The organism is Actinospineispora acaciae DSM 45401 (assembly GCF_000620785.1).
In the GTDB taxonomy this organism is placed as follows: Bacteria; Actinomycetota; Actinomycetes; order Mycobacteriales; family Pseudonocardiaceae; genus Pseudonocardia; species Pseudonocardia acaciae.
The window spans coordinates 1-25184 of sequence record NZ_JIAI01000016.1 but is presented as its reverse complement, the minus strand read 5'-3'; the positions used below and the strand labels follow the sequence as shown (position 1 = coordinate 25184).

29 protein-coding genes, 1 tRNA gene and 1 pseudogene are annotated in these 25184 nt (G+C 71.8%); 19 read left to right on the top strand and 12 right to left on the bottom strand.

What is annotated here, in order from left to right:
- Positions 1-111: 111 nt before the first annotated feature.
- From N912_RS57840 to N912_RS0141115, 5 genes are read left to right on the top strand one after another with little or no spacing between them, the layout of a single operon-like run.
- The gene (locus N912_RS57840; RefSeq protein WP_245645799.1) at positions 112-1032 is read left to right on the top strand and encodes a dihydroorotate dehydrogenase; all 921 of its coding nucleotides are present in this window, start codon (positions 112-114) and stop codon (positions 1030-1032) included.
- Between the two features lie 8 nt (positions 1033-1040).
- Entirely contained in the window at positions 1041-2297 is a 1257-nt protein-coding gene (locus N912_RS57835; protein WP_037069255.1) for an MFS transporter, read from the top strand.
- Between the two features lie 14 nt (positions 2298-2311).
- Positions 2312-2779, top strand: a complete 468-nt coding sequence (locus N912_RS0141125; protein WP_028927024.1) for a hypothetical protein — start codon at positions 2312-2314, stop codon at positions 2777-2779.
- Positions 2776-4023 carry a Zn-dependent hydrolase gene (locus N912_RS0141120; RefSeq protein ID WP_051581508.1) on the top strand — a complete coding sequence of 416 codons (1248 nt, stop codon included), beginning with the start codon at positions 2776-2778 and terminating at the stop codon, positions 4021-4023. Before N912_RS0141125 ends, N912_RS0141120 begins: the two co-directional genes overlap by 4 nt.
- The gene (locus N912_RS0141115) at positions 4020-4817 is read left to right on the top strand and encodes an iron-sulfur cluster-binding protein (RefSeq protein WP_028927022.1); all 798 of its coding nucleotides are present in this window, start codon (positions 4020-4022) and stop codon (positions 4815-4817) included. Before N912_RS0141120 ends, N912_RS0141115 begins: the two co-directional genes overlap by 4 nt.
- Here N912_RS0141115 and N912_RS0141110 read toward each other — a convergent pair.
- Entirely contained in the window at positions 4801-6861 is a 2061-nt protein-coding gene (locus tag N912_RS0141110) for a heavy metal translocating P-type ATPase (RefSeq protein ID WP_028927021.1), read from the bottom strand. The genes N912_RS0141115 and N912_RS0141110 overlap by 17 nt on opposite strands.
- A 131-nt stretch (positions 6862-6992) precedes the next feature.
- Positions 6993-7466: a DinB family protein gene (locus tag N912_RS0141105; RefSeq protein ID WP_037069252.1), complete on the bottom strand. Its 474-nt coding sequence runs from the start codon at positions 7464-7466 to the stop codon at positions 6993-6995.
- A 48-nt stretch (positions 7467-7514) separates the two neighbouring features.
- Here N912_RS0141105 and N912_RS0141100 point away from each other — a divergent pair, with 48 nt between their 5' ends.
- Entirely contained in the window at positions 7515-7712 is a 198-nt protein-coding gene (locus N912_RS0141100; RefSeq protein WP_028927019.1) for a hypothetical protein, read from the top strand.
- Positions 7713-7721: 9 nt separating this feature from the next.
- On the opposite strand, the gene N912_RS0141095 is transcribed toward N912_RS0141100, so the two are convergent.
- Positions 7722-8261, bottom strand: coding sequence for an RNA 2'-phosphotransferase (locus tag N912_RS0141095; RefSeq protein ID WP_028927018.1), 540 nt, complete (start codon positions 8259-8261; stop codon positions 7722-7724).
- A gap of 72 nt (positions 8262-8333) precedes the next feature.
- On the opposite strand from N912_RS0141095, the gene N912_RS64145 reads away from it, so the two are divergent.
- Complete coding sequence (locus N912_RS64145) at positions 8334-8492, top strand: SHOCT domain-containing protein (RefSeq protein WP_211261577.1); 159 nt, start codon at positions 8334-8336, stop codon at positions 8490-8492.
- 2 nt (positions 8493-8494) lie between these two features.
- On the opposite strand, the gene N912_RS57830 is transcribed toward N912_RS64145, so the two are convergent.
- On the bottom strand, positions 8495-9661 hold the full coding sequence (locus tag N912_RS57830; protein WP_051581507.1) for an MFS transporter: 1167 nt from the start codon (positions 9659-9661) through the stop codon (positions 8495-8497).
- A gap of 104 nt (positions 9662-9765) precedes the next feature.
- Between N912_RS57830 and N912_RS0141080 the strand changes: the two genes are divergently transcribed.
- From N912_RS0141080 to N912_RS0141060, 5 genes are read left to right on the top strand one after another with little or no spacing between them, the layout of a single operon-like run.
- Positions 9766-10596: a helix-turn-helix domain-containing protein gene (locus N912_RS0141080; protein ID WP_028927017.1), complete on the top strand. Its 831-nt coding sequence runs from the start codon at positions 9766-9768 to the stop codon at positions 10594-10596.
- Between the two features lie 45 nt (positions 10597-10641).
- Positions 10642-11457: a metalloregulator ArsR/SmtB family transcription factor gene (locus N912_RS0141075; protein ID WP_028927016.1), complete on the top strand. Its 816-nt coding sequence runs from the start codon at positions 10642-10644 to the stop codon at positions 11455-11457.
- Positions 11454-12053 carry a dihydrofolate reductase family protein gene (locus N912_RS0141070; protein ID WP_028927015.1) on the top strand — a complete coding sequence of 200 codons (600 nt, stop codon included), beginning with the start codon at positions 11454-11456 and terminating at the stop codon, positions 12051-12053. The genes N912_RS0141075 and N912_RS0141070 overlap by 4 nt, the downstream gene beginning before the upstream one ends.
- 18 nt (positions 12054-12071) lie before the next feature.
- Positions 12072-12536 carry an NUDIX domain-containing protein gene (locus N912_RS57825; protein WP_037069246.1) on the top strand — a complete coding sequence of 155 codons (465 nt, stop codon included), beginning with the start codon at positions 12072-12074 and terminating at the stop codon, positions 12534-12536.
- A 37-nt stretch (positions 12537-12573) separates the two neighbouring features.
- Entirely contained in the window at positions 12574-13371 is a 798-nt protein-coding gene (locus N912_RS0141060; protein WP_028927014.1) for an SAM-dependent methyltransferase, read from the top strand.
- On the opposite strand, the gene N912_RS0141055 is transcribed toward N912_RS0141060, so the two are convergent.
- The 5 genes from N912_RS0141055 to N912_RS0141035 form a co-directional block, all read right to left on the bottom strand.
- A complete protein-coding gene (locus N912_RS0141055; RefSeq protein ID WP_028927013.1) occupies positions 13344-14582 on the bottom strand; it encodes a multidrug effflux MFS transporter in 1239 nt (412 codons plus the stop codon). The two genes, N912_RS0141060 and N912_RS0141055, sit on opposite strands and share 28 nt — an antisense overlap.
- Positions 14579-15442, bottom strand: a complete 864-nt coding sequence (locus N912_RS0141050; protein ID WP_028927012.1) for an ABC transporter substrate-binding protein — start codon at positions 15440-15442, stop codon at positions 14579-14581. The genes N912_RS0141055 and N912_RS0141050 overlap by 4 nt, the downstream gene beginning before the upstream one ends.
- 210 nt (positions 15443-15652) lie before the next feature.
- Entirely contained in the window at positions 15653-16639 is a 987-nt protein-coding gene (locus tag N912_RS0141045; protein WP_028927011.1) for a helix-turn-helix transcriptional regulator, read from the bottom strand.
- 18 nt (positions 16640-16657) lie between these two features.
- Positions 16658-17050, bottom strand: a complete 393-nt coding sequence (locus N912_RS0141040; RefSeq protein ID WP_028927010.1) for an ester cyclase — start codon at positions 17048-17050, stop codon at positions 16658-16660.
- Between the two features lie 27 nt (positions 17051-17077).
- Positions 17078-17151 (bottom strand) — tRNA-Leu (locus tag N912_RS0141035).
- A 104-nt stretch (positions 17152-17255) separates the two neighbouring features.
- Here N912_RS0141035 and N912_RS0141030 point away from each other — a divergent pair.
- From N912_RS0141030 to N912_RS57815, 6 genes are all read left to right on the top strand, one after another.
- Complete coding sequence (locus tag N912_RS0141030) at positions 17256-17882, top strand: ANTAR domain-containing response regulator (protein ID WP_028927009.1); 627 nt, start codon at positions 17256-17258, stop codon at positions 17880-17882.
- A gap of 236 nt (positions 17883-18118) precedes the next feature.
- On the top strand, positions 18119-19309 hold the full coding sequence (locus N912_RS0141025; protein WP_245645798.1) for a branched-chain amino acid ABC transporter substrate-binding protein: 1191 nt from the start codon (positions 18119-18121) through the stop codon (positions 19307-19309).
- Positions 19310-19424: 115 nt separating this feature from the next.
- On the top strand, positions 19425-20387 hold the full coding sequence (locus N912_RS0141020; RefSeq protein ID WP_028927007.1) for a branched-chain amino acid ABC transporter permease: 963 nt from the start codon (positions 19425-19427) through the stop codon (positions 20385-20387).
- Between the two features lie 47 nt (positions 20388-20434).
- Entirely contained in the window at positions 20435-21514 is a 1080-nt protein-coding gene (locus tag N912_RS57820; protein ID WP_051581531.1) for an ABC transporter permease subunit, read from the top strand.
- Positions 21515-21546: 32 nt separating this feature from the next.
- Positions 21547-22287 carry an ABC transporter ATP-binding protein gene (locus tag N912_RS0141010; protein WP_156994345.1) on the top strand — a complete coding sequence of 247 codons (741 nt, stop codon included), beginning with the start codon at positions 21547-21549 and terminating at the stop codon, positions 22285-22287.
- Positions 22277-23026, top strand: a complete 750-nt coding sequence (locus N912_RS57815; protein WP_037069242.1) for an ABC transporter ATP-binding protein — start codon at positions 22277-22279, stop codon at positions 23024-23026. The genes N912_RS0141010 and N912_RS57815 overlap by 11 nt, the downstream gene beginning before the upstream one ends.
- Here N912_RS57815 and N912_RS0141000 read toward each other — a convergent pair.
- Positions 23023-23415 (bottom strand): VOC family protein, encoded by a 393-nt coding sequence (locus N912_RS0141000; protein ID WP_028927005.1) that lies wholly within the window; start codon positions 23413-23415, stop codon positions 23023-23025. The genes N912_RS57815 and N912_RS0141000 overlap by 4 nt on opposite strands.
- 79 nt (positions 23416-23494) lie before the next feature.
- On the opposite strand from N912_RS0141000, the gene N912_RS0140995 reads away from it, so the two are divergent.
- Positions 23495-24259 carry a TetR/AcrR family transcriptional regulator gene (locus tag N912_RS0140995; RefSeq protein WP_028927004.1) on the top strand — a complete coding sequence of 255 codons (765 nt, stop codon included), beginning with the start codon at positions 23495-23497 and terminating at the stop codon, positions 24257-24259.
- Here the strand turns inward: N912_RS0140995 and N912_RS0140990 are convergent.
- Together N912_RS0140990 and N912_RS64760 are read right to left on the bottom strand one after the other, a co-directional pair.
- Positions 24256-24798 (bottom strand): DUF4352 domain-containing protein, encoded by a 543-nt coding sequence (locus tag N912_RS0140990; RefSeq protein WP_245645796.1) that lies wholly within the window; start codon positions 24796-24798, stop codon positions 24256-24258. The genes N912_RS0140995 and N912_RS0140990 overlap by 4 nt on opposite strands.
- Positions 24799-24909: 111 nt before the next feature.
- A pseudogene (locus N912_RS64760) lies at positions 24910-25184 on the bottom strand (IS481 family transposase); the annotation flags it as partial.

Below are 25184 nucleotides of genomic sequence, written 5' to 3'. Positions count from 1 at the left end.
GTCATAGCGGCCCTAACCACTCACGGGGGCTCTTGACAGTGACGCGGGACACGGTGCACTCTCGTCACTTCGCTGGAGTGGAAAGAGGTTTCCAGTATGGGTGTCGCGGGGGTGAGCGAGCGCGCGGACCTCTCGGTGCGGATCGGCGGGCTCACGCTGGCGAACCCGGTGATGCCCGCGTCCGGCTGCTTCGGGCCGGAGCTGGCCGGCCTGCTGCCCACCCACCGGCTGGGGGCGGTGGTCACGAAGACGGTGTTCGCCCGGCCACGGCCCGGGAACCCGGCGCACCGGGTCACCGAGGGCGCGTACGGCATGCTCAACAGCGTCGGCATCCCGAGCCGGGGCGCGGCGGCGTTCGTGGCGGACGGGCTGCGGGCCTACCGGCGGCTGGGGGCTCCGGTGGTGGTGAGCGTGGGCGGGCTGTCCGAGGCGGAGTACTGGACGGTCACCGAGGAGCTGGCCGGCGCCGGGCACGACGCGCTCGAGGTGAACGTCTCCTGCCCGAACCTGGAGCGCGGCGGGGTGCCGATCGGCGCGGACGCCGGCGCGGTGCGGCGGGTGGTGGCCGGCGTGGTGGCCAGGGCGGACACCCCGGTGCTGGTCAAGCTCGCCCCGGACCTGGCCGCGATCGACGCCTCGGCGCGGGCGGCGGCGGACGCGGGCGCGGCGGCGGTCACCGTGTGCAACAGCTTCCCGAGCCTCGCGGCGGACCCGGACACCCGGGCGCCGAGGCTGGGCAACGGCGTGGGCGGGCTGTCCGGGCCGGCGGTCAAGCCGATGGTGCTGCGGATGGTCTGGCAGGCCGCCCGGGCCGTGGACATCCCCGTCATCGGCTGCGGCGGCGTCGCGCGCGCGGACGACGTGGCGGAGTTCCTGGTCGCCGGGGCCAGCGCGGTGCAGGTCGGCACCGCCACCTTCGCCCGGCCGTTCGCGATGGCCGAGATCGTCGACGAGCTGCCCGCGATCGCGCGCCGGCTCGGCGTCACACGCCTGACCGACCTGATCGGCACCCTCACCTTCCCGCGGCACTAGGGGCGAACATGGACGAGACCGAGACGCGCGCCGACTCGACCGACGAGACCGGCAAGGTCACCCCGTACGGGCGCAAGGCGGTCTTCGCGGCCACCCTGGGCTACGCGATGGACGGCTTCGACCTGCAGATCCTCGGGTTCGCCCTGCCGGCGATCATCGTGAGCCTGGGGCTGTCCACCACCGAGGGCGGCGCGCTGGCCACCATCACGCTGGTGGGCACGGTCGCCGGCGCGATGGTCTTCGGGGCGCTCGCGGACAGGTACGGCCGGGTGCGGGTGCTGACGTACTCGATCGTGCTGTTCGCGGTGTTCACCGCGCTGACGGCGCTGTCGCGCGGGTTCGTCGAGATGGCGATCTTCCGGTTCATCGCGGGCGCGGGCATCGGCGGGGAGTTCGGCATCGGCATGGCGCTGGCCGCCGAGGCGTTCCCCGCGCTCAAGCGGGCGCGGGCCACCTCGGTGGTGGGCGTCGGATTCCAGCTCGGGGTGCTGCTGGCGGCGGTCATCTCGGCGCCGGTGATCACGCTGTGGGGCTGGCGCGGGCTGTTCGTGGTGGGGATCTTCCCGGCGTTCGTGGCGGCGATCTTCCGGGCCCGGCTGCGCGAGCCCGACGCCTTCGTCAAGCACCGGGAGGCGGCGGCGTCCGAGCGGGGGAAGAAGCGGCGCAACCCGTACGCGCTGCTGCTCAACGACCGCCGCACCGGCCTCGGAATCGTGATCATCTGCTCGATCCAGAACTTCGGCTACTACGGGATCATGACCTGGCTGCCCACGTACCTGTCCCAGCAGATCGGGCTGAGCGTGACCAAGTCGGCGGCGTGGACGGCGGTCACCATCGCCGGGATGATCTTCGGGATCCTGGTGTTCGGGCAACTCGCGGACCGGATCGGCCGGCGGCGGGCGTTCTGGATCTTCCAGGCGGGGGCGTGCATCTCGCTGTTCGGCTACGCCCAGCTGACCTCGCCGATCGCCGTGCTGCTCGGCGGCGCGGTGATGGGGATCTTCGCCAACGGCATGCTCGGGGGTTACGGCGCGATCATCGCGGAGAACTACCCGACGGCGGCCCGCGCCACCGCGCAGAACGTGCTGTTCGGCATCGGCCGGGGCGTCGGCGGGCTGGCGCCGCTGGTGGTCGCGCTGCTGGCGGGCTGGCAGGGCTTCGCCACCGCGTTGAGCTTCCTCGCGGTGATCTACATCGTGGACATGCTCGCCATGCTGCTCATCCCGGACCGGCGGGGGCGGCCGCTCGACGAGGCCGGCCACTAACAGGGAGAACGATCATGCCTACCACCGTCAGCGGCGCGCTGCGCACCGTGGGCGTCGCCTCGGACACCTACGGGCCGACCGTCAACACCGCGCTCTCGCCCCGGGCCGTGGACGTGCTCGGCGAGGCGCTGGCCGACGCGTTGCGCGCGGTCCAGCCGCACGCCCTGGCCATCTGGGACACCAGCGACGAGGCGGTGCTGGCGCACGCGGCGGCGTTTCGGCTCGGGGTCTGCGTGCTGCGCGCGTCCGAGGTGGAGGGGATCATCACGCTGGACCGGGACGTCGACCCGGACGCCCGCCTGGTGCCGCTGGCCACCCGCTGGAGCGGTCCGAGGCTGTCCGCGCTGCGCAAGGTGGTCACCGCCCGGGGCGGACGGACCGTCGCGGTGGCCGCCGTGCTCGGCTCCGACGCGCTCGCCTCGGTGACGGACGTGCCGGCCACGGCCCTGGTCGACGCCGACAGCGCCGCGGAGTTCCTGTGATCCCGGACCCCGCTCGCCTGGAACGCTGGATCGACACGTTCGCGCGGATCACCGAGTCAAGGACGGACCCGGGCGTCACCCGGCTGGCCTACACGCCGTTGGAGCGCGATGCGCACGCGGTGTTCGCCGAGCGGATGGCCGAGCTGGGTGCGACGGTGTGGGTCGACGCGGCCGGCAACACGTACGCGCAGCGGCCGGGCACCGACCCCGACAGGCCCGCCATCGGGACCGGCTCGCACCTGGACAGCGTCCCGAACGCGGGCCGGTTCGACGGCATCGCCGGGGTGGCCGCCGCGCTGGAGACCGCCCGGCTGTTCGCCGAGCACGGCGTCGAGCACCGCCACCCGATCCGGTTCGTGGTCTTCGCCGCCGAGGAGGGCGCCCGGTTCGGCCAGGCGTGCACCGGCAGCCGGATCGCCGCCGGCCTGACCGGGCCGGACGACCTGGACGACAAGCGCGACGCGGCCGGGGTCACGCTGGCCGAGGCTCTGCGCGGAGTCGGGCTGGACCCGGCGCGGGTGGCGAGCGCCCGGTGGCGGCGCGAGGACTGGGCGGCGTTCGTGGAGCTGCACATCGAGCAGGGCGCCGTGCTGGAGTCCTCGCACCGGCGCATCGGCGTGGTCGACACCGTCTCCGGCAGCACCCGGCTGCGCCTTGATGTCACCGGGCGGGCCTCGCACAGCGGCGGCACGCCGATGCACCTGCGGGCCGACGCGGTCACGGCGGCCGCCGAGGTGGTGCTGGCCGTGGAGGCGGTGGCCACCCTGACAGAACGCGAGGGCACCCGGGCCACCGTCGGCAAGATCGACGTCTCGCCGGGCTCGATCACCACGATCGCGGGCGCGGCCAGCCTGTGGGTGGACGTCCGGGACCTGGACGCCGACCGGCAGGCACGAGCCGCCGCCGAGATCGTCGAGCGCGCCGAGGCGATCTGCGCGCGGCGCGGGGTGCGGCTGTGCGTGCGCCCGCTGGCCGAGACGCCGCCGGTGCCGCTGTCCGGCCCGGTGCGGGAGGTGCTCGTCGAGGCCTGCCGGGAGCTGGACGTCGAGCCGGCCGTGCTGCCCAGCGGCGCCAGCCACGACGCGCAACAGGTGAACACCGTGACCCCAACCGGGATGATCTTCGTGCCGAGCAAGGACGGGATCAGCCACGACCCGGCCGAATGGACAGACGTCGAGGACCTCGCGCTGGGCACCGCCGTGCTCGCCGCCGGCCTGCTCCGCCTCGACGCCACCCTCCGATGACGATCACGCCGCTGGTCGCGTCGTCGCCGGACCGGCCACGCGTGACCTGGTGCCGGGCCGAGGTGCTGGTCAACAGCCACCGCGCCGACCGCTACCGGCACCTGCGGCTGTCCGCCCCGGACATCGCCGCGACCGCCAGGCCCGGACAGTTCGTCATGCTGACCGCCGCGCGCGAGAACACCGCCGGCCCGCTGCTGCCGCGCCCGATGGCCATCTACACCCGGGACGCCGACGCCGGGACGATCGACGTGCTCTACGGCGTGGTCGGCGAGGGGACCCGGGCGCTGTCCACGTTCGTCCCGGGGGAGCGGATGGTCGTGGTCGGCCCGCTCGGCCAGGGGTTCGTGCTGGACGAGGGCACCCGGCGGGTGCTGCTGGTCGGGCGGGGGATCGGGGTCTGCTCGCTGACCACCGTGGCCGAGTACCCGGTCGAGCTTCTGGCGGTGCTCAGCGCCCGGAACGCGGCGGCGGTGCTGGGTACGGACGTGTTCGGCCGAGCCATGGTGGTGACCGACGCCGAGGGCACCAGCGGGGTGGACGTGCTGGCCGCGAGGCTGTGCACGGAGCTGGACCGGCGGCCGCCCCAGCAGATCCTGACCTGCGGTTCGGAACGTCTCGCCCGGATGTGCGCCGGGCTCGGCGCCCGGTGGGGCGCCTCGGTGCAGGTGTCGCTGGAAGCGCACATGGCCTGCGGGCTCGGCTACTGCCACGGTTGCGCCGCCCCCGGCGACACCGGCCCGTCCCCGCTGGTGTGCAGGGACGGGCCGGTGTTCGGGCTCAGCGCGCCGGCGTGAGCCGGACCCGCCGCAGCAGCTGCGCGTTGAGCGCCACGACCACCGTGGACAGGCTCATCGCCACCGCGCCGACGGCGGCCGGGAGCACGAACCCGACCCCGGCCAGCACCCCGGCGGCCAGCGGCACCGAGAGCAGGTTGTAGCCCGTCGCCCAGGCCAGGTTCTGCCACATCTTGCGGTAGCTGGCCTCGGACAGCCGCCGGGCGGCGAGCACCCCGCGCGGGTCGTCGGAGGCCAGCACCACCCCGGCGGACTCGATGGCCACATCCGTGCCGGCGCCGATCGCGATGCCCACGTCCGCGCGGGCCAGCGCCGGGGCGTCGTTCACCCCGTCGCCGACCATGGCCACCCGCAGCCCCCGGGCCTGCAGCTCGGCGACCTTGCCGTCCTTGTCGGCGGGCAGCACCTCGGCGAACACCTCGTCCACGCCCAGCTCGGCGCCGACCGCCTCGGCCACCGCGCGGGCGTCCCCGGTGATCATCACGACCCGGACGCCGGCCGCGTGCAGCTCGCGCACCGCCTCCCGCGACTCCGGCCGGATCTCGTCGGCCAGCGCCAGCGCCCCGACCACTTGCCCGTCGCGGACCACGTACAGCACGGTGGCGCCCTTGCCCGACCACTCGCGCGAGCTGTCGGACAGCTCGGCCGGCACGTCCAACCCCAGCTCGCGCAGCAGCGCCGGGCCGCCGACCGCGACCTCGTGGCCGTCCACCTCGGCGCGCACCCCGCGCCCGGTCAGCGACCGGAACCCGGTGGCCGTGGGCACCTCGGCGGTGCCGTGGCGGCCGGCCGCGACGACGGCCTTCGCCAGCGGGTGCTCGGAGTCGGACTCCGCCGCGGCGGCCAGCGCGAGCACCTCCGCCTCGGCGACCCCGTCGACCGCGGTCGTGCCGGTGACGGCCGGCTCGCCCTTGGTCAGGGTGCCGGTCTTGTCGAACAGCACCGCGTCCACGGTCCGCATCCGCTCCAGCGCGAGCCGGTCCTTGACCAGGATGCCCGAGCGCGCCGACAGCGACGTGGAGATCGCGATCACCAGCGGGATGGCCAGCCCGAGCGCGTGCGGGCAGGCGATGACCAGCACGGTGACCGTCCGCTCCACCGCCGAGGTCAGGTCGCCCAACACCGACCACACCGCGAACGTAACCACCCCGACCGCCGCCGCGAAGTAGAACAGCACGGCGGCCGCCCGGTCGGCCAGCGCCTGGGTGCGCGACCGCGAGGTCTGCGCCTCCTCGACCAGCCGCTGGATGCCGGCCAGCGCGGTGTCCTCGCCGACGGCGCTCACCCGTACCCGGATCGCGGAGTCGGTGGCCACCGTGCCCGCCACCACCCGCTCGCCCTCGCCGCGCGGCACCGGCCGGGACTCGCCGGTGACCATCGACTCGTCCATCTCGGCCGCGCCGTCGCTGATCGTGCCGTCCGCCGGGACCCGCCCGCCGGAGCGGACCAGCACCACGTCACCCACCGCGAGCTCGTTCAACCCGACCGAGCTGACCGTGCCGTCCGGGGAGACCCGCTCCGCGGTGTCCGGCAGCAGCTCGGCCAGCGCGGCCAGCGCCCCGGACGCCTGCCCGAGCGCGCGCATCTCCAGCCAGTGCCCGAGCAGCATGATCACGACCAGCAGCGCGAGCTCCCACCAGAAGTCCAGCATCAGCCCGCCCACGCCGAGCGTGGTCAACGCGCTGGCCACCGCCGCCACCGTGATCGCCAGCGCGACCAGCGTCATCATCCCCGGCTGGCGCCCGCGCAGCTCGCTCACCGCGCCGGACAGGAACGGCCAGCCGCCGTAGAAGTACAGGACGGTCCCGAGCACCGGCGCGACCCAGCCCGCCCAGCCCGGCACGTGGTAGCCGAGCAGCTCGGCGACCATGTGGCTGGAGAACACCACCGGCACCGCGAGCGCCAGGCTCAGCCAGAACTTGTCGCGGAACATCGCGGCGTGATCCCCGTGACCCCCGCCGTGCCCGTGCCCCATGTGATCACCGTGCGCCCCGCCGGGCGCCGCCTCCATCGTCCCGGCGCCGTGCGCGTGATCGTGGTTCATGATCTCTCCGTCCTTCCTGGAGTACCCCTAGGGGGTATCCGACTCGGACGTTAACACCGGGCGTGCGGATTTCAAGGAACGTCAGCCGATCGGTGTAATACGGGGAGGGGGTATCTGACGCGCGGGTTCGCTCAGCGGCCGGTCTTGCCGTCCATCAGCTCGCGGATGATGTCGGCGTGCCCGGCGTGCCGTGCCGTCTCCTCCAGCAGGTGCGCCACGATCCAGCGCAGGTTGACCCGGGGCTCGCGCCCGTCGCGCCTCGGCTCGTCCAGGTCCGGCGCGTTCGTGACCACCGCGTCCACCTCGGCCCACGCCGCCCGGTAGGCCTCGATGACGGCGGCCATCGTGTCCTCCGGTCGCACGGTGGCATCGGGGCGCTCGACATCGCGCCCGGCGAACCGCTGCACCATCCACACGACCTCGGCCTCGGTCAGGTGCTTGACCAGCCACATCAGGCTGGTGCCGCTGTCCACGGCGGCCTTGCGCGCGGCGGCGTCCTCGATCCCGGTGACCTTGCGTACCAGCGACTCCCGCTGGAAGCGCAGCAGTGCGAGCAGTGTCTCCCGCTCACCGGAGGCGAGCGGGGGCGGATTCTGGTCGGACATCCACGAAATCCTAGGGATGTGCCGCGCGGGAGGGAGCACAATTCATGCATGACCCGCTGGCTCGTCGTCGCGCTCGGAGTCGTCCTCGTGCTGATCGGCGCGGTCTGGACGCTGCAGGGCGCCAACCTGCTCGGCGGCAGCTTCATGACCGGATCGCGGACCTGGCTGGTGATCGGGCTGGTCGCGGTCGTGGTTGGCGTGACGCTGCTGCTGCGAACCCTGCGACCTCGCTCGGGCCGCCGATAGGCGCGCCGCTCAGCTCAGGTACTCCGCCGGCACCGCGTCGACCAGCCACACCCCGTTCGCGCTGACCCGGAACTCGTGCCCGTCCGCCGCCATCCGCGCCGCGTCCACCACCAGCACGACCGGCCGGCCCCGCCGGGCGCCGACCCGCACGGCGGTGGCCCGGTCCGGCGAGAGGTGCACGGCCTGGCGGTTCATCCGGCGCAGGCCCTCCCGCCGGATCGCGGACAACGAGCGCTCCACGGTGCCGTGGTAGAGCACCGGCGGGGGAGCGGTCGGGATCAGCTCTAGGTCGACGGCCACCGAGTGTCCCTGGCTGGCGCGGATGCGGCCGCCGGTGTCGTCGAACGCGTAGCGCCGCTTGTCGTTGTTCTCGACCACTTGCTCCAGCTCGTCCGCGGTGAACGGGAAGCCGTGGCGCGCGGCCGCCGCGAGGAGGTCGTCCACCCGCGCCCAGCCGTGCTCGTCGAGGTTCAGGCCGATGCGTCCCGGGCTGTGCCGCAGGTGCCTGGCGAGATATTTGGAGATCTTCACCATGCGACGCTCGTCCACCGCCTCACCGTAACGGCGCGGTCACAGCCGCCGATGAACCGGGCAACTCCCCCTTCGGAAAGGCTCGTCGCCATGCATGAGTTCGAGAACATCCCGGCCAGCCCGACCGTTCCGCCCGCCACGGGCACCGGCAGCATCGTCGACGAGCTGACCAAGCTCGGCGAGCTGTACGCCGCCGGCGCGCTGACCGACTCCGAGTTCGTCGCCGCCAAGGTCCGCCTGCTGACCTGACCTCACCGCGGCACCCCCACCGTGCCCCGGCCGGCCACCATCGCGACGACCACCTGGCCGGCCGAGGCGGCGCACATCAGGACGATCGGCGCCTGCCACCCGGAGCCGACGGTGTACAGCAGGCCGAACGCCACCGGCCCCGCCGCGGCCAGCAGGTAGCCGATCGACTGCGCCATCGCCGACAACGCGCCCGCCCCGTCCGCGTCCGAGGCGCGCAGCCCGAGGAAGGCCAGCGCGAGCACCAGGCAGGCCCCGCCGCCCAGCCCGAGGACGACGCTCCACAGCGCGGCCCATCCCGGCGCCACCAACAGCCCGAGGTAGCCGGCGAGCAGCACCGCCGAGCTCACCGCCGCCGGCGCGCGCTGGTCACGAGCCCACCGCAGCGCGGCCGGCACCGCCAGGCCGGTCAGCACCGCGACGGCCTGGAACAGGAACAGCAGCCAGCCCGCTCCGGCCGCGCTCACCCCGCTGTCCTGGAACACCTGGGGCAACCACGTGATCACCACGTAGAAGCCCAACGACTGCAGCCCCATGAACGCCGTGACCGCCCACGCCAACCCCGACCGCCAGGGCAGCCGGTGCCCGTGAACCGCCTCCGGCGACGGCGCTGGCGCTGGCCTCGCCGACCGCACCTGTGGCCACCACAGCACGACGGCCACCAGCGCGAGCACGATCCAGCAACCCCACGCGGTGCGCCAACCACCCGGCGCGACCTGGCTGATCGGTACCGCCACCCCGGACGCCACCGCCGCCACCCCTCCCATCACAGTGGCGTACGCGCTGGTCAGTAGCCCCATCCTGGTCGGGAAGTCGCGCTTGACCAGGCTCGGCAGCAGCACGTTGCCCACCGCAACCCCCGCCCCGATCAGCACCGTCCCGACGAACAGCCCGACCGCGGCGGGCACCGACCTGACCGCGATCCCGAGCGCCAGCACCACGAGCGCGCCTCCGAGCAGCCGCTCGGGCCGCCACCGGGCCGCCAGCTTCGGCACGATCGGTGAGATCACCGCGAACGCCAGCAGCGGCACGGTGTTCAGCAGCCCCGCCACCGCCGGAGCCAGCTCCAGCTCGGTCTGGACCTGATCCAGCAATGGCCCGACGCCGGTGAGGCTCGCCCGCAAGTTCGCCGCCACCACCAGCAACGCCCACACCAGCAGCGTCTTCTTCATACCCAGCACGATCAAGCCCACACCGGGCCGATGGCCAGGCCGTGCCCAGGCTGGCCCCCGCAGGGCCACCCTGGATCACCGGGTGGCGCCATACGCTCGTCGGCATGGGCAAGCCGCTGGGGGACTTCATCCGGGCCAAGCGCGACAGCATCCAACCCGAGTCCCTCGGGCTGCCGGACCGCGACCGCCGCCGGTCACCGGGCCTGCGCCGGCTGGACCTCGCCGCGCGCGCCGGCATCAGCGTCGAGTACCTGACCCGCATCGAGCAGGGCCGCGACCGCCACCCCTCGCCGGCGGTCATCAACGCCCTCGCCGACGCACTCAGCCTCGACCCCTCCGAACGCAACCACCTCCGCTACCTCGCCAAGATCACCGGCGCCCAATGCCCCGCCCACTTCCAGCCGATACCACCGCGCCGAGAGGTGCGGGCGTCCGTCCTGACCACGCTGCGCCTGCTGGAACCGGGCATCGCCATCGTGACCAACCGCCTCGGCGACGTCCTCGCCCACACCACCGGCTTCGAGGCGCTCACCGCCGCAACCGGCCTGCTCGACGCCGACCCCCCGAACCTCACCCGCTACGTCTTCACCGACCCCCGCGCCCGGGCGTTCTTCACCGACTGGGACGCCATCGCCGACGAGCGGGTCTTCGACCTGTGGCTCGCGCCGTCCGTGGAGAACTCCGAGTGGCTCACCGCCGAACTGGCGCCGCTCGCCGGCCAGGACTTCACCCGCCGCCTGAACCGCCACGTCGTGCCGCGACGCGAAGTCCTGCGGCTGAACCACCCGGCCGGGCATGAGCTCCGACTGCTCCGCGAGACCCTCGAACTCGCCTCGGACGCCCAGCAACTGATCGTCTTCCTCCCCGAGGACGACCACACCGCCCACGCCGTCGACCAGCTCCGCCGTCGACCGCGCCTCCGATCCATCTCCTAAGATATTCCTTGACATGAATATTCAGTTCGGTGAATACTTCGTGTCATGGATCGGATCGCATCGGCGCTGGGGGACGGCGCACGCTGGCGCATCGTCGAGCTGCTGGCCGAGCGCCCCCGGTCCGTCGGCGAGCTGGCCGAGCTGACCGGCCTGCGCCAGCCGCAGGCCACCAAGCACCTGCAGACCCTGGCCCGCGCCGGCCTGGTCACCGTCTACCCGCTGGGCCAACGCCGCGTCTACGCGGTCGAGCCCGCGCCCCTGGCGGCCCTGGCGCGCCGGCTGGGGGAGCTGCTCGGGACCATCGAGGCGCACGAGGGCCAGCGAGACGTCATCGCCCGGTACCGCGCCGCCATCGACGCGGAGTCCGCCGTCGCCGACCGGGACCGCTGGGCGGACGGGCGCACGTTCTCGTTCGACCGCCTGCTGCCCGCGCCCCCGGACGTCGTCTGGCGGCACTGGGTCGACCCGGGCCTGCTCGCGTCCTGGTGGGCGCCGCCGTCGCTGACGGTCACCGACTGCGTCCTCGATCCGAAGCCGGGCGGTCGCGCCGTCCTGGAGTACCGCGACGCCGAGGGCCGGTACCGCTCCGAGGGGCACGTCCACACCGCGCGCGAACCCGAGCACCTCGTGTTCGACCTGTCGGTGCTGGACGCGGCCGGCGCCGTCTCGTTCACCGGCCACTACGACCTGACCCTCGCCGCCACCGGGGCCGGCACCCGGCTGCGACTCCACCTGAGCATCACCGACACGACGACCGAGGCCGTCCCCTACATCGCCGGCATCCGCACCGGCTGGGGCCAGGTCCTCGACAACCTCGCCGCCGCCGTCGGCGACACCCCACCCGAGAGGAAACAGCCATGACCAACTCCACCGGCCGCCGCGTGTCCGCGAGCATGAGCCTGACCCTCGACGGGCGCTACAACGGCCCCGGCGGGCCCGGCGACCTGGGCGCGATCGTCCCGTACGCGGTCACCGAGGTCGCCCGCGACCACCTCACCCGTATCTGGACGGGCGCCACAACGGCCCTGCTCGGCCGCCGCAACGCCGAGGGCTTCATGGGCTTCTGGCCGTCGGTCGCCGACGACGAGAACGCCGACCCCCGTGACCGGGGCTACGCGAAGTGGCTGGTCGACGTGGAGAAGGTGGTCCTCTCCACCACGCTGACCGAGCCGCCCTGGGAGCGCACCCGGGTGCTGAATGCCCCCGTCGTGGACGTCGTCACCGAGCTCAAGGCCACCGGCGAAGGCGACATCCTCGTCAACAACAGCGCCAGCGTCATCAAGCCGCTGCTCGCCGCCGACCTGCTCGACCGCCTGTTCCTCATGGTCTGCCCCGAGATCGCCGGGGGAGGCCGGCGCCTGTTCGACGACGGCCTGCCCGCGTCCAGGTGGACGCTCACCCACCAGGAGACCGGCACGCTCGGCGAGATCGCCCTGACCTACGACCGCGCCCGCTGACCCGTACCGTGACCGTCCGTGACCCGCACCCCACCGGCGCACCCCGCCACCGCCCGCGGCCTGATCACTGACCTGCACGGACACTGGCTGATCGTCCGCCCCACCGGCGACCACCGCTGGCACCTCCCCGGCGGCCTGATCGAACAGAACGAGTCACCCGCCGCCGCCTGCCGCCGCGAGGTCCGCGAGGAGCTCGGCCTCGACCTCGAACCCGGCCCGCTGCACGCCCTCGGCTGGAACCCCCCGGTGCGCCCCGGCCGCAGTGCCCGGTTCACCTTCATCTTCGCCATGGGCACCCACGATGCCGCCGCCCTCGCCGCCCGGATCCACCTCCGCGAGAGCGAGCTGGACGCCTGGCAGTGGTCCCGCCCCGACCAGGCGCTCGGCATGCTCCACCCCGACCTCGCCGAACGCCTGACCACCGCCCGCGCCACCGTCCCTTCCGCGGTCTACGTCGAAAGCCCCGAGCCCGGAGATCACTGACTGTGGCCGAGCCCCGAACGTGCTACACCTAGTCACCGTGGTTGACGCAGCGCACGACCAGATCCGGTTCGACGTGCCGCACTCGGCGCGGATCTGGAACTACTGGATGGGCGGCAAGGACAACTACCCGGTCGACCGGGAGGCCGGCGACGCCGCGGTCGCGGTGTATCCGGACATCGCCACCGAGGCCAAACAGTCGCGCCAGTTCCTCATCCGCGCGGTCCGATACCTGGCCGGCGAACGCGGCATCCGCCAGTTCCTGGACGTAGGGACCGGCCTGCCCACCATGCAGAACACCCACGAGGTCGCCCAGTCCGTGGCGCCGGACTCCCGGATCGTCTACGTGGACAACGACCCGCTCGTACTAGCTCACGCCCGCGCCCTGCTGACCAACACCACCCCGGAAGGCGTCACCGCCTACATCGACGCCGACCTCCACGACCCCGAGCTGATCCTCTCCGACGCCCGCAACGTCCTGAACTTCAACCGCCCCGTCGGCGTCCTGTTCATGGGCGTGCTCGGCCACGTGGCCACCCTCGACCTGGCCCACTCCATCGTCTCCCGAATCCTGGCCCCCATGCCGTCCGGAAGCGCCCTGATCCTCTCCGACGGCACCGACCAGACCCAAGGCTTCGTGGACCTCTGCGCCCTGTACGCCGAGACCGGCGGCGTGCCCTACACCGCGCGCACCGTCGACCAGGTCCGCCAACTCTTCGACGGCCTGGACCTGGTCGACCCAGGCTTGGTCACCCTCACCGAGTGGCGCCCCGACCCCGTAGAGGTCGGCACCATCAACCCAATCGCCACCTACGGAGCCGTAGCCCTCAAGCCGTGACGCTCACCATGGCCTTGCCACGGTCGGGCGAGGGCGACCAGTGCGGCGGCGGAGAGGAGTACGAACGTCAGCACGGTCACGGCTGTTGACAGGGCGGTGGTGGTGCCCGTGGCGGCGGGGAGGGGAGCGGCGGTGGCGCTGAGTACGAACTGGGCGAAACCGAGCAGGCCGGAGGCGGCTCCGGGGGCGTCGTGGCCGACGGCCAGGATGATGGTGGTCGCGGCGGGTAGGAGGATTCCGAAGCCGAGCGTCAGGCCGAACAGGCAGGCCCAGGTGGTGGCGAGCGTGCTGATGCCGGCGGCGAGCAGGAGCACGAGCGTCGTCGGGGCGGCCACCGTGAGCGCCACGCCGGTGACGAGCAGGGAGTTGAGCCGCACGCGCCCCGCCAGCCGGCCGAACAGCGCGGCGGCCAGCACGGTGCCGACGGCGTTGGTGGCGAAGACGAGGCTGTAACCGGTGGGGGACAGGCCGTACGTGCCCTGGAAGACGAACGGCGCGCCGCTGATGTAGGCGAACAGGGCGCCCAGGCCGCAGCCCATGACGAGCAGGTAGCCGACCAGCTCGCGGCGCCGCAGCAGCCCGCCCATCGCGGCGAGCACGGCCCGCACCCCACCGGAGCGGCGCCGCGACACGGGCAGCGACTCGGGAACCCACGCCCAGACAGCGGCCAGCAGCAACAGCCCGGCTACCGCCAGCGCCACGAACACCAGCCGCCACGAGCCCACACCGAGGAGAACCCCGCCCGCGACCGGAGCCAGCACCGGTGCGGTCATCGCGATCACGCTGAGCGTCGCGAGCGTGCGAGCCGCCTGGGTGCCGGCGAACCGGTCGCCGATGACCGCTCGCCCGATCACCAACCCAGCGCTGCCCGCGACTCCCTGCAGCAGCCGGGCGACATCGAACACGGCGATGGACGGAGCGAGCGCGCACACCACCGAGAACACCGTGAACAACGCCGAACCGGCCAGCAACAGGCGCCGTCGCCCTATCGCATCACTGACCGGGCCGAGCACGAGCTGTCCCGCGGCGATCCCGACCAGGCAGGCCGTCAGGGAGAGCTGGACGGTCGCCTCCGAGGTGGCGAACGATGCCGCGATCTCAGGGAACCCGGGCGCGTACATGTCGGTGGCGAACGGCGACACCGCCGAGAGCCCGGCGAGCACGAAGACGAGCGCCCGCGTCCCAGCCGCCCGAGGGGAGCCGACGCTCATCGGTCGAAGGCCAGCTCGGGGTGCAGGAACCGCGCGAGGCCGTCCGCCACCTCACCCAGCCGCACCGTGCCGCCAACGGCCGTGGGGTAGTCCAACGTCAGCACCCGGCCGTCCCGGATCGCCGGTACCAGCCGGAGCCGCTCGTCGCCGAGGAGCTCGGCGGCCCCGGGTCTCTGCCGCCACTGCGTCAGGACGATGACGTCCGGGGCGATCGTGATGATCGATTCGAGCGAGAGCGGCGCGTACAGCTCCCGGAACGGCTCCAGGTAGGTCCCGCCGGCGATGCCGACCAGGTCGTCGACGAGGCTGAGCGGCGGCGAATAGTAGTTGTACAGCGCGACCGTCCCGCCCTTCGAGATGAGCAGCACCCGTGGTCGGGTCGGGGCCGTCGCCGCAACCGACCGGGTCCGGTCCAGGCTCGACCGCTCCCGAGCGAGGTAGGCCTCGGTGCGATCGGTGATGTCGAAGGCGAGGCCGATGGCACGGACGTCGGCGAAGAACGAGCCGATGTCCCGGCCCGGGGCGTAGTTGTCGGCGAGCACGACGCCGACGCCGAGGGCGTTCCACGTGGCGACGGTGCCCAGGTTCCGCGAGGTCATCGCGAACGACATGGACAGGATCAGATCGGGGTGCCGCGCGAGCACGGCCTCCGCGGACGGCAGCTCCTTGGCCAGCTTGGGCAGGGTGGCGATCACGTCGGCGTGCGGTGACTCCTCGCCGTCGAGATAGGCGATGCCGACGATCCGGTCGGCGAGGCCGAAGTCGATCATCGTCTCGAGCAGGTTCTGGCCGATCACCACGACCCGGGCGGGCGGCGCGTGGAACGTCTGGGTAACGGGCGCGCCGGTGTCGTCCAGCATCGAGACCGTTCGTCCCGGACTGTCACTCGCGCGAACTGAGGCGGGTCGTGGCACGCCACAGCCGACAGACACGGCGAGCACCAGAGGCACGACGAGGACGAGCACCCAACGGACGCGGGCGGACGCGGCATTCACGTGCCACATGGTCGGCGCCAGGGCCGTGAAGCGGTGTCGAGCGAGGTGCTCAGGAATGTGGAGCGCGGTGCTCGTCTACGAGTGCGCGCGTCGGAAACGGGCGGGGCTGGTACCCCGGTCGCGGCGGAAGGCGTACCCGAAGTTGCTGGCCGAGGCGTAGCCGACCTCGTGCCCGATCCGCGCCACCGGCCAGTCCGTCTCGACCAGCAGTGCCGCGGCCCGCTCCAGGCAGCGACGCCGGTGGTACTCCATCACCGACGTCCCGTACAGCGCACGGAACCCGGTGCCGAGACGGCGGACCGACATCGACGACGCCCGGGCCAGCTCGGCCAGCGTCGGCGGCGCGTGGCGCTCCCGCCAGAGCAGGTCGGGGACGCGGCGCAGCGCGGCCACCTCGTGGTCATCCAGAACCCGGCCCCCAGGATCCGGCTCGGTCACCGCGAGCGCGTCCACCAGCGCGGACAACGCCGCCACCAGCCGCGACTGGATGAACAGCAGCCGCCCCGGGGACGCGCGTCGGTGCACGAAGATCTCCTCCAGCGGACCCGCCACCGGCCGCAACGCGGCGGACCGCCCCAGGTACTGCTCGCGCGCGACACGCTCCGGCCGGTTGTCCGACAGCGCGCCCCCACCGAGGCCGCCGAGCCAGGACTCCACCCCGCTCCAGGTCCCGGTGATCGACACCGCCCGGTACCGCTCGCCGTCGCCGTGCGCGACCACACCGTCCGTGGCGCACCGAGGGCTCAGCGCCACCGAGCGGGCGTGCAGGTCGCCGTCGCCGGTACTCGCCTCGCTGACCCTCAGCCGCCCGTCGACACAGTGCTCCAGCTCGAAATGATCGCCAGGAAACGCGAACCCAACCCGGTGCCCACCCCTGAACGCGACGTCGTACCGCGCGACCTGGAACCCGCCCGGCAACGACGTCACCTCGATCGTGCCGTCGCCGACCTCCGGCCGCAGCCGATGCCGCACGGTGCCCTCTAAGCACTGGTCCGCCTGTGCGATCGACGCGTAGTACGCCGTCGAACCCGCCGCGCCGACAAGCCGATGAACCCGGGTCACAACCGCCGAGGCTAGCCGTCAGCGGCTCAGTTGCTCCCTGACCGCGTCCATGTCGATCAGAGACCAGATCTCCGCGATCCTGCCGTCCCGGTAGCTGTAGAACACATGCTCGACGAACGAGATCGGCCGACCGCTGGGCGGGATGCCGCGAAAGCTCGCCGTCGGCGTGCAGTCGAACCGGATGCGGCAGGCCACCCGCTCGCCCTGCACCACCAACAGCTCGACGGCGTAGTACAGGTCAGGGATCTCGGTCGCGTCGCGGCGCAGCAGCTCCTGGAACTCGACGACGCTCAGCGTCCGGTCGTTGTGCACCACGGGGTCGTGCACGAACTCCGGGAGATCGTCGAGGCGCCGCTCGTTGAGACAGGCAAGGTACCCGCGGTAGCGACCCTCGAGGTCGACAACACCCATGGCTCCCCGGTTCCCTGGCCGACGATGTGCCCCCGGTGCGACTCGAACGCACACTGGACGGATTTTGAGTCCGCTGCCTCTGCCGATTGGGCTACGGGGGCTGGGATGACCATCACGTCGCTCGGCCACCGAGATCACATCATGGCGACAGGGTAGCCCGGTACTCTGGGTAACTCCGCCCCGACCCGCGACAAGGGAGAACGCCGTGACTAAGGCTGCCGCGCCCCGGCAACCCCAGGGCGAGGCGTCCACCGTGACGCACCGCGTCCTGATCGCCGAGGACGAGGCGTTGATCCGCCTCGACCTGGCCGAGATGCTGCGCGAGGAGGGATACGACGTGGTCGCGGAGGCCGCCGACGGTGAGGCCGCCGTCGAGCTGGCCCGCGAGCTGCGCCCGAGCCTGGTGATCATGGACATCAAGATGCCCAAGGTGGACGGGATCTCCGCCGCCGGCACGATCGTGGGCGAGCGCATCGCCCCGGTCGTCATGCTCACCGCGTTCAGCCAGCGCGACCTCATCGAGCAGGCCAGGGACGCCGGCGCGATGGCGTACCTGGTCAAGCCGTTCGCCCGGCACGAGCTGGTGCCGGCCATCGAGCTGTCGGTGAGCCGGTTCGCCGAGATGCAGGCGCTGGAGAACGAGGTCGCCACCCTCACCGAGCGGCTGGAGACCCGCAAGGTCGTCGACCGGGCCAAGGGCCTGTTGATGAGCAAGAACGGGATGTCCGAGCCGGAAGCTTTCCGCTGGATTCAGCGCACGGCGATGGACCGCCGGAGTACGATGCGCGCGGTCGCCGATGCTGTTATCAACGGACTCAACCCTCCCTCCTGACCCCAGCGGCCGAGTGGAGACGGCCGTACGCGTGCATTCGGTTGCGCTGTGCAGCCGAACGATGACGCACGGCGTCTCCACGGTTGCGGTCTGGTAAAGAGCCCCGCGCCTGGGATGGCGCAGGCGGGCAAGGTCCATTAGGTTGCCGCCACGCTCACGATCGGGTGAGGTGTCTTCAGACGGGTTCGGGGAACCGTCGCTCGACACGGCTCGCATACCTGCAGGAGGGGACCAGAATGAGTCGCAAGCGGACGGCAATGGCGGCCGCCGCGCTGCTCGCCGCCGGTGCGTTGGCACTTTCGGCATGCGGCGGAGGGGGAGGGGGAGGCGGCGGAGGCGCCGGCTCCTCCGGCGGCGGGGACACCGTGAAGATCGGTTTCCTCGGCGACCTCACCGGCGAGAACTCAGGGCTGATCATCCCGCCACGAAACGGCGCGAAGATGGTCTTCGACGCATACAACGCGACGAACCCGCCCAAGAAGATCGAAATGATCGAGTACGACAGCCAGGGCACGCCCGACCAGGCCGTGCCGTTGATCACCAAAGCCATCCAACAGGACAAGGTGGTCGGGCTGATCGGTCCGGGCTTCTCCGGCGAGTCCAAGGCGTCGGACCCGATCCTGGAGCAGGCCAAGCTTCCGCACATCTCCGCCTCGGCCACCAACCCGGCGCTGGCGGACAACGGCTGGAAGTACTTCCACCGCGTGGTCGCCGCGGACTCCGCACAGGGTCCGGCCATCGCGGACTTCCTGGTCGCGGCGAAGAGCCCCAAGAAGGCCTTCGTGATCAGCGATGACCAGGAGTACGGGGTCGGGCTGGCCGATGCGGTGATGAACCAGCTCAAGGCCAAGGGCGTGGCGGTCGACCGCGACCAGTTCGCCCAGACCGCCTCGGACGTCTCCTCCACGGTGGCGAAGGTCAAGGCGGCCAGCCCGGACGTGATCTTCTTCGGCGGCTACTACGCGACCAGCGGCCGGCTGCTCAAGCAGCTCCGCGACGCCGGCGTGACCGCGGTGTTCTCCACCGGTGACGGCGGCCTGGACGTCGGGCTGGTGCGCGGCGCCGGCGGGCCGGCGGCCGAGGGCGCGGTCATCGGGTGCCCGTGCGCGGTGCCCGGCGCGACCGCGGCCCAGGGTCCGCTGAAGAAGTTCTACGACGACTACAAGGCCAAGTTCGGCATCGACCCCGCCGTCTACTCGACGGAGGGATACGACGCGGCGACCGCGTTCACCAAGGCGGTCCAGTCCGGCGCCACCACCCCTGAGGCGATCAACGAGTTCCTCAAGACGGTGAGCTTCCAGGGCGTCTCCAAGGAGACGAAGTTCCAGCCCAACGGCAACGTGGCGAGTAACGACATCTTCATCCACCAGATCAAGAACGGGAAGATCGAGCTGCTCGGCAACGCCAAGCAGGCCAAGCTCAGCTGACCCGTCATCCGGCCGCGCCGGGGTAGCGGATCGCTGAGGCGACCGCTCCCCGGCGCGGTTTCGGGCTATCCGACTTGCGCACGTCAGGTGCGCCGGCACGAAAGCAAACTCGCCAGTGCTCAATGACTTCATACAACAGTTCGGCCCCAGCACCCTTGGGGGCCTCGTTGTCGGTTCGATCTATGCGCTGGTCGCCCTCGGCTACACAATGGTCTACGGCGTCCTCCGCTTGATCAACTTTGCCCACTCCGAAATCTTCATGATCGGTACGTTCGCCGCGTTGTTCGTGCTCACCCTGGTCGGGTTGCCCGGCCCGCAGACCGGAGTCGCCCTGATCGGGATGATGCTGGTGCTGATAGTGGTGGCGATGATCGCGTCGGGCGGCGCGGCAATGCTGCTGGAGGTGTTGGCCTACCGTCCGTTGCGCAAGCGAAACGCGCCGCGGCTGGCCGCACTGATCTCGGCCATCGGCGCCTCGCTGTTCCTGCAGGAGCTGTTCGCGCTCGTGGTCATCCCCGAGGTGTTCAACAAGCCGGGTCGGATCGACGCGGCGGTGCCGAGGCTGGTCGACAGGGACACGGTGTTCACCATCTTCGGCGCCGAGGTCAAGTCCGACCACGTGGTCATCTTCATCGCCGCGGTGGTGATGATGGTGGCGTTGGACCAGTTGGTCGCGCGGACCAGGATCGGCCGGGGCATCCGGGCCACCGCGCAGGACCCGGAGGCGGCGGTGCTGATGGGCGTCAACATCAACACGATCGTCCGGCTGACCTTCCTGCTCGGTGGCGCGATGGCGGGGGTGGCCGGCGTGCTCTACGCGATGGAGTTCGAGAACATCCGCTACAACATCGGCTTCGTGCTCGGCATCAAGGCGTTCACGGCGGCGGTGCTCGGCGGGATCGGCAACATTCGAGGCGCGCTGGTCGGCGGCGTGATGCTGGGCCTGGTGGAGAACTGGGGCGCCATCTTCTTCGGCTCCCAGTGGAAGGACGTCATCGCGTTCGTCATCCTGGTCGTCGTGTTGCTGTTCCGGCCGACGGGCATCCTCGGCGAGTCCCTGCAGCAGGCCCGAGCATGAGCGCCCGGGAACGCATCGGCGGCCCGCTCGACCGGGCCCGGCACGTCATGGGCACGGTCGCCGACGGGGTGAGGGACAGGTGGGCGGGCGCGCCGCGCTGGCAGCGCTGGATCGTGTACGGGCTGTTGCTGGCGCTGGCGATCGTGGCGCCCAGCCCGGTCATCGGCTCGGTGATGTCGCCGTACACCGACTGGACGTCCCTGCTGTTCAACCCGATCGGGACGTACATCCTGCTGGCGATCGGGCTGAACATCGTGGTCGGTCACGCCGGCCTGCTCGACCTCGGCTATGTCGCGTTCTTCGCCATCGGCGCGTACACGCTGGCCTACCTGGGCATCAAGCACGGCTTCACGTTCTGGCCCACGGTGGTGCTCGGGATGGGGCTGGCGGCGGTGTCCGGGGTGATCCTCGGTGCCCCGACGCTGCGGCTGCGCGGTGACTACCTGGCCATCGTGACGCTGGGCTTCGGCGAGATCGTGCGGATCACGGCGGTGAACACCAACGAGATCGGCGGCGCGCGGGGCCTGACCCCGGTGCCGCACCCGCCGCCGATCTTCGGCGAGGAGTTCCTGCTCGACCCGCTGCCGTACTACTACCTGGTGGTGGCCGCGATCGTGCTGGCCATCGTGTTCTCGCTGCGGCTGGAGCGCAGCCGGGTGGGGCGGGCCTGGACGGCGATCCGGGAGGACGAGGACGCCGCCGAGCTGATGGGCGTGCCGACCTTCCGGTTCAAGCTGCTCGCGTTCGCGATCGGGGCCATGATCGGCGGGCTGGCCGGGGTGGTGTGGGCCGGCAAGGTGATCTTCATCGCGCCGCCCAACTTCCCGTTCATCCTGTCCGCGACGATCCTGGCGGCGGTGCTGCTGGGCGGGTCGGGGAACCTGCCGGGGGTCATCCTCGGCGCGTTCCTGATCGCCTGGTTGCCCGAGCGGTTCCGGGGGTTCGCGGACTACCGCATCCTGGTGTTCGGGGCGGCGCTGGTGCTGACGATGGCGCTGCGGCCGCAGGGGCTGCTGCCGTCGCGTCGGCGCAAGGCGGAGATGGCCGATACCGGCACCGGCAGCGGCGCACTGGGGGCCGAGGTCGCCGATCCGACCTCGGCGGCACCCGCGGAGGTGACCAAGTGACCGAACCGGCGCTGGAGCTGGACAAGGTGACCATGCGCTTCGGCGGCGTCACGGCGCTGCGCGAGGTGGACCTGACGGTCGCGGACGGTGAGATCGCGGCGCTGATCGGCCCGAACGGCGCCGGCAAGACCACGGTGTTCAACGTGGTCACCGGCGTGTTCCGGCCCACCGAGGGCGCCGTGCGGTTCCGGGGCAGGCGCATCGACCGGATGAAACGGTTCCGCATCGCGAAGAGCGGCGTGGCCCGCACGTTCCAGAACATCCGGCTGTTCGCCAACATGTCCGCGCTGGAGAACGTCATGGTCGGCGCCGACGCCCACCACCGCACCGGGGCGGTGGGCGCGGCGCTCGGCCTGCCGTGGCACTACCGGGAGGAGAAGCAGGGCCGTGCGGTCGCGGCCGAGCTGCTGGAGTTCGTCGGCATCTCGGCCCGGTCCGGGGAGACGGCGAAGAACCTGCCGTACGGCGACCAACGCCGCCTGGAGATCGCCCGTGCGCTGGCGACCGAACCCAAGCTGCTGTTGCTCGACGAACCGGCGGCCGGGATGAACCCGGCGGAGAAGCGGTCGTTGCAGGACCTCATCCGCCGCATCCGCGACACCGGTCGCACGGTGTTGCTCATCGAGCACGACATGGGCGTGGTGATGGACCTCAGCGACCACATCACGGTGCTCGACTTCGGACAGAAGATCGCCGAGGGGCTGCCGCGTGAGGTGCGAGCCAACGCGAAGGTCATCGAGGCCTACCTGGGGGCGCCGGCCGATGCTTCTTGAGGTCAACGACATCCAGGTGCACTACGGCAAGATCGCCGCGTTGAAGGGCGTCAGCCTGCGGGTCGACGCCGGTGAGATCGTGGCCCTGATCGGGGCGAACGGCGCCGGCAAGACCACGACGCTGAAGACCATCTCCGGGCTGCGGCCGCTGACGTCGGGCCGGATCCACTTCGACGGCAACGACATCAGCCGGATGCCCGGCCACCTGCGGGTGGTCGCCGGCATCGGGCAGGCCCCGGAGGGGCGCGGCATCTTCCCCGGCATGTCCGTGCAGGAGAACCTGCTGATGGGCAGCTATGCCAAGAAGGGGGCGCGGGACAGCGGGCTGGTCGAGGTCTACGAGCTGTTCCCTCGGCTGGCCGAACGCAGGTCCCAGGCCGGCGGCACCATGTCCGGCGGCGAGCAGCAGATGCTCGCCATCGGGCGGGCGCTGATGGCCCAGCCCAAGGTGCTGCTGCTGGACGAGCCGTCGATGGGGCTGGCGCCGATCCTGGTCGCGCAGATCTTCACCATCATCTCGGAGATCAACCGGCGGGGCACCACCGTGCTGCTGGTGGAGCAGAACGCCTCGCAGGCGCTGCAGCTGGCCGACCGGGCGTACGTGCTGGAGACCGGTCGGGTGGTCAAGTCGGCGCCGGCCAGCGAGCTGCTCACCGATCCCGAGGTCCAGGCCGCCTACCTGGGCGGCGACCTGGACACCGAGATGCAGATGGACGGTGATCGACGGATCCGGCCTTAAGAGGCGGCGGCCTTCCAGTCCAGCAGCTGGACGATCACGCCGTTGGGATCGCGGGTCTGGAAGGCGCGCTCGCCCCACTCCTCCTCGGTGAGCGGCATGGTGATGGCCACGCCCTCGGCCTGCAGGCGGGCCAGCTCGCCTTCCAGGTCGTCCACGACGAAGGCCAGGATCAGGCCCGCGGCGTGTTCGTTGCGCTGGTCGGCGGGCAGGGTCGGCATGCCGATGCGCAGGAACGCCACGTTCATCCCGACGTCCTCGCGGGACAGCGAGGCGAACCCGTGCTCGTGGTCGGCCATCTCCTCGGTGAAGCCGAAGTGGTCGACCAGGAACCGGCTGGACGCCGCCGGGTCCTTCACGTTGAGCGACACGGCCGTTGAGCTGATGTGCATGTAGCCTCCTCGGTGCGGTGAGAACGCCGTACTTCGTACAATGTACAGCGTACAACGTTGAGAGGCGCGAGGAGTTCCCGTGGCATCCGAACGCAGCGGCGGCGGCGACCCGGTCCGGACCCTGGAGCTGCTGTGGCGGCTCGACACCGGGACAGCGAGGCGCGGCCCCCGGCAGGGGTTGAGCATCGACGCGGTGGTCACCTCGGCCACGGCGGTGGCCGACGCCGAGGGGCTGGACGCGGTGACCATGCGGCGGGTGGCCACCGAGCTCGGGGTGGCGCCGATGACCTTGTACACCTACGTGCCCGGCAAGGCGGAGCTGCTGGACCTGATGCTGGACGCGGCGTACGCGCGGATGCCTCGGACGGACACCTCCGGGGAGCCGTGGCGGGCGCGGTTGACGGCCGTGGCGGAGGAGAACCGGGCGCTGTTCGAGCGGCATCCGTGGGCGGCGGAGGTCTCCACGGTCCGTCCGCCGCTGGGGCCGGGGATGAGCGCGAAGTACGAGCACGAGCTGGCCGCGCTGGACGGGCTGGGGCTCGACGACGTCGAGATGGACGCGGCGTTGACCTACCTGCTCGGGTTCGTGCAGGCGTGGGCGCGTGCGGCCGCCGATGCGCGGGCACAGCGCCCGGAGGGCTCGGCCGGCGACGAGCGGTGGTGGGAGCGGGTGGCGCCGGTGCTGGAGCGGGTGTTCGACCCTTCGCGCTACCCGATCTCCGCCAGGGTCGGCGCGGCGGCCGGGGCCGCGCACGGCGCCGCGTACGGGCCGGCGCACGCCTACGAGTTCGGGCTGGCCAGGGTGCTGGACGGGCTGGGCGCGCTGATCGATCGGCGGCGTTAGCCCACCGGGATGTCCGTCGACTCCAGGTCCTGCAGGTCGGTGAGGGTGGGGCCGCCGTGCACCCGCAGCGCCACCGGGCGGGCCTCGCGCGGCACGTCGTAGTACAGGTCGAACTCGACACGCACGTTCGCGCCGAGGTCGAACTCCGAGGGTTGGCGCTTGATCAGCATCGCCTGCGGGTCCACGTCGTGCGCCACGCCGTCGGCGGTCACGAGCTGCTGGCGTTTGGTGTCGAAGTCCACGCCGGAGCGCCCGGTGTTGACCACGACCAGCCGGATCCGGACGTACTGGCCCTTGGGCTCCATCTCGGCGTGGCTGCCGAGGATGGAGTTCAGCGTGGTCAGGCCGATCAGGGTGAACTGGGTGTCGCCCTCGGTCCGGGGCGGCAGCGTGAGCGGCTTCTCGCTGGGCCGGACCGGGCGGTCGGGGAGTGCGTAGTGTGGGGCGGCCGGCGGTGCCGGCGGCGAGGGGTTCGCACAACCGGTCACCAGCACGGCGGCGAGCCCGCTGATGGCAAGCAACGCTGCTGCCTGGCGCACCGCGTGAGCCTAAGCCGTGAGTGGCTAGGGCCGCCATAGCGACTGTCATGTCTCAGCTGATCTGTCAGGGGTTTGTCTCGGGACATGTGACGCTGTTTGTGATCTTGTTGGTCAGACTGCTGGGGTGCGGAGTGTGCCTTGGTAGCGGCGTGTGGGGTTGATCATGAGTTGGCCCAGGGGTTCGCCTTGGGGGGCGTAGGCGGTGATGTGGTCACCATGGCGTAGCAGGGTGACGGTGGTGCCGGCGTGGGTGCGGCCGATGGACAGGATGTGGTTGCCGAGGGCGACGGTGCCGTTGGCGACCACGGTCAGCACGTGGACGGTGGCGTCGGTTTGGCGGGGCAGGTCGGCTGGTCCGCCGTGGGCGGCGGCGCGTTGCCAGGCCT